Genomic DNA, 3071 nt, shown 5'->3' with positions numbered 1-3071 from the left:
CAAGGGTGAGCGGTCCAAGGCTCTCGTGTCTTGGACCGCTCTTTCGTATCCGTTCGTGGCCTCATCCGGTGGGCTGGCGCGTCGTGATCGACGGCGCTGTCAGACTCTCACGAAAATTAAGGTGCCCACGGCTGTGAGTACCGCTTTGGTGCGTGCGCCGGGACAGCTTTCGATTCTGGTCAGGCGGGTCGGTCTGCTGTTTGGAGGATGACTGTGTAGCCGAGAGCTTCGAGCTGGTTGATGGCCCGAGATCGCGTTTTGGCGGGTTGCAGCCTGGAGAAGTAGTCCGGTCCAGGATCGTTGTAGAGTTCCCCGGTGCTGAGCATGTTCCAGACCGCAATGAGGATCGCATGTTCAACTGCGACGAGGGCTTTCATGGGTCCACGCCGCGCAGCAAGTCTTCTATATTTAGCGCCGAAGTACGTCGTCTTCGATCTGGACAGCGCCAACGCGGCGATGCCGAGGGCGCCTTTGAGATAGGGGTCGCCGGGCCTGGTTTTACTGGATTTCACACGGCCGGCGGATTCATTGTTCCCCGGTGCGGTTCCAGCCCAGGACGACAGGTGCCCCGCCGTGGGGAACACGGTCATGTCTGCCCCGGTTTCGGCGATGATGATTTCCGCCACTCGCTCACTGACGCCGGGAATGCTGACTAAAACGTCCCGCGCCGCGGCGAACGGTGTCAGCACCTCGCTGATGCGGGTGCTGAGATCGGCAATGGCCCGGGTGTGCCCGTCAATTATGTTCAAATGCATTTGGGTGAGGAAGGCATGGTGGTCGTTGAACCTGCCGTTTAACGCTTCGGTCAGGGCGGGTATCTTTGCCCGCAAGCCGTAAACGGCGAGATCTGCCAGTACAGCCGGATCCCGCTCGCCCTCAATGAGGGCCCCGAGCATGGCACGGGAGGAAACACCTGTGAGATCCGTGGCAACGGAGGAAAGCTTGATGCCGGTGTCTTCGAGAAGTTTCTCTACGCGTTGAATCTCACTGGCGCGTTGGCGGATGAACATCGTGCGTGTGCGGGTCAGGTCACGAAGCCGCCGGATCGGTTCAGGCGGAACGAACGAGGCGCGCACGAGCCCGTAGGCACCCAACTGGGCCAGCCACGCCGCATCCGAGACGTCGGTCTTGCGCCCGGGCATGTTCTTGACCTGTTGGGCGTTCGCGAGCAACACGTTCAATCCGTCCTCAAGCAGGAAGTAAAACTGCCTCCAGTACTCGCTGGTCGCTTCCATCACCACCAATGTCACTCCAGCTCGGAGCAGATGCTCCCGCAGGGCCAGGACCTCGTTTGTGGTTGATCCCCACGCCGTGACCGTCGAAGTGTATTGGCCGGCCCGGCGTCCCGGCAGGCGCACACAGACTTTGGCGTCGCGCTTGGATATGTCGATGCCGGCACACTTCTCATGAAGAACATCCATGACGGTGTCCTTCCCTTCCTTCGGATCCATGGATGAATTCGTATTCCGGGGAGGGCAGGATGAAGCAGAAGACTCTCACGCGTGCTCAAGGCAACAATCCACGGTTCCCGCGGAAAAGGCCCTCCACGCCATGCTGATATGCGGGCTGACGAGCACCACAGGCTGAGCGGCGACTGACCGGAACACACGATCAGCCTGCGCTCCAACCTCGATCCCGGCAAGGGCGTGGACCATAAGCGGAGCAGACACAAATTTTCTCTCAACACGGAGGGCGGCAGCGCCCTGGACTGCTGATATGCGCGGGTTGGTTACCGCAGGACGAGGTGTTCGGCTGGAGGGGTGCCGCGGGTCTAGCAATGTCGGGCGTCACCGGTGTTTGTCGGTTGTCCATAGGTGTTTCGCGGGTCTTCTCCACGCTGCCAAGCCATCGGAGTCGGCGGGGGGAACGGCACGTCTATTCATCCGTCCATGGATGTTCCTGTTGGACCGGGGCTGCCAGGGACCAGCACCAGCCGGCCAGTTCGCGGGCGATGGCGACGTTAGCGATGACCCGGCGTTTGTGCCGGGCGTCGAATTGCTCCCATTTCCGGTGCAGCCGGTGGTTGCCTTGATGGCCTCGGACCCGGGAGGCCTCGTCGGCTGCTTCCCACCGGGTGCGCATCTCACGGCTGGGGTGGGTGTAGGGCCGGCGGTGGTGCCAGGCGGCCTCGACCAGCAAGCGCCGGGCATGGGTGTTCCCGGTCTTGGTGATCGCGCCTTGGGACCGGGAGGCGCCCGAGGAATGCTCGGAGGGGACAAGGCCGAGATACGCGCCGATGGTGGAGCCGGTGAAGCGGTTCCAGTCGCCGATTTCCACCGCGAGGCCGAACGCGGTCAGCACCGAGATACCGCGCAGACACATCAGGGCCTGAACGACCGGTGCATACGGCCCGGTTGCCGCCATGGCGATGATCTTTGAGTCCAGCCGGTTTCTGCGGTCCAGCGTCAGCTCCGCCGTTTCCAGGCTGGCCTCGTACGCGGCCTGCAGCGCAGGGTCGTCGAAGTGTTGCCGGTGCAGCCAGGTGTGGTGGGCGTCGGTCCAGGCCTGGCCGCCGGAGTAGACCAGGCCGTGACGCAGCAACAACTTCGAGACGCGGTGTCTGGCCCGCATCAGATCAGCCCGCACGTCCTCGCGGGCCCGCACCAGATCCCGGGCGGCCTCCTGTGAGGGTCCCGGGACGCGGACCGGGGTTATCTGGCCCAGCAGGGCCAGCCGGGCGAGATGTTCGGCATCTCGGGCGTCAGTTTTCACCCGGTCCCCGGACGGTCGCTGGAGCTTGGACGGCGCCGCGACCACGCACTCGATCCCCGCTGATGTCAGAAGCCTCGCCAATCCGAATCCCGTCGGACCGGCTTCGTAGACAACCAGGATCGGGCCCGGCAACCCTGACACCCAATCGGCGATCCCGGCGTCGTTCGCCGCAAGACTCTGGCGCAGAATCTCGCCGGTTTCGCGGTCAATGGCGCAGCCCTTCACACTGCGCGCATGGACATCCAAACCGACGTAGGTACGGTTATTCATGGCTGGAACCTCCAGACGTTCAAATGTGGCTCTACCAGTCCACACCCCGCACGAGACTGCGGAACAGGCCCCCGGACCGGCAACCCACG

The 3071-nt window shown here is 63.4% G+C and carries 2 protein-coding genes; both read right to left on the bottom strand.

The window, feature by feature from the left end:
- Nucleotides 1-179: 179 nt before the first annotated feature.
- Nucleotides 180-1421 (bottom strand): IS110 family transposase, encoded by a 1242-nt coding sequence (locus MRBLAR12_RS16140; RefSeq protein WP_364747130.1) that lies wholly within the window; start codon nucleotides 1419-1421, stop codon nucleotides 180-182.
- Between the two features lie 454 nt (nucleotides 1422-1875).
- Entirely contained in the window at nucleotides 1876-2982 is a 1107-nt protein-coding gene (locus tag MRBLAR12_RS16135; RefSeq protein WP_229995544.1) for an IS110 family transposase, read from the bottom strand.
- Nucleotides 2983-3071 lie beyond the last annotated feature (89 nt).

It is taken from the genome of Arthrobacter sp. LAR12-1-1.1 (assembly GCF_040676555.1).
Classification (GTDB): Bacteria; Actinomycetota; Actinomycetes; order Actinomycetales; family Micrococcaceae; genus Arthrobacter.
Note: the sequence above shows the minus strand (reverse complement) of the source record. Positions and strands in the feature narration are given on the sequence as shown.

What these genes read in the sequence shown, in the direction of transcription:
- MRBLAR12_RS16140 (WP_364747130.1), bottom strand. Translation starts at nt 1,421, where the DNA reads ATGGATGTTCTTCATGAGAAGTGTGCCGGCATCGACATATCCAAGCGC.
- MRBLAR12_RS16135 (WP_229995544.1), bottom strand. Translation starts at nt 2,982, where the DNA reads ATGAATAACCGTACCTACGTCGGTTTGGATGTCCATGCGCGCAGTGTG.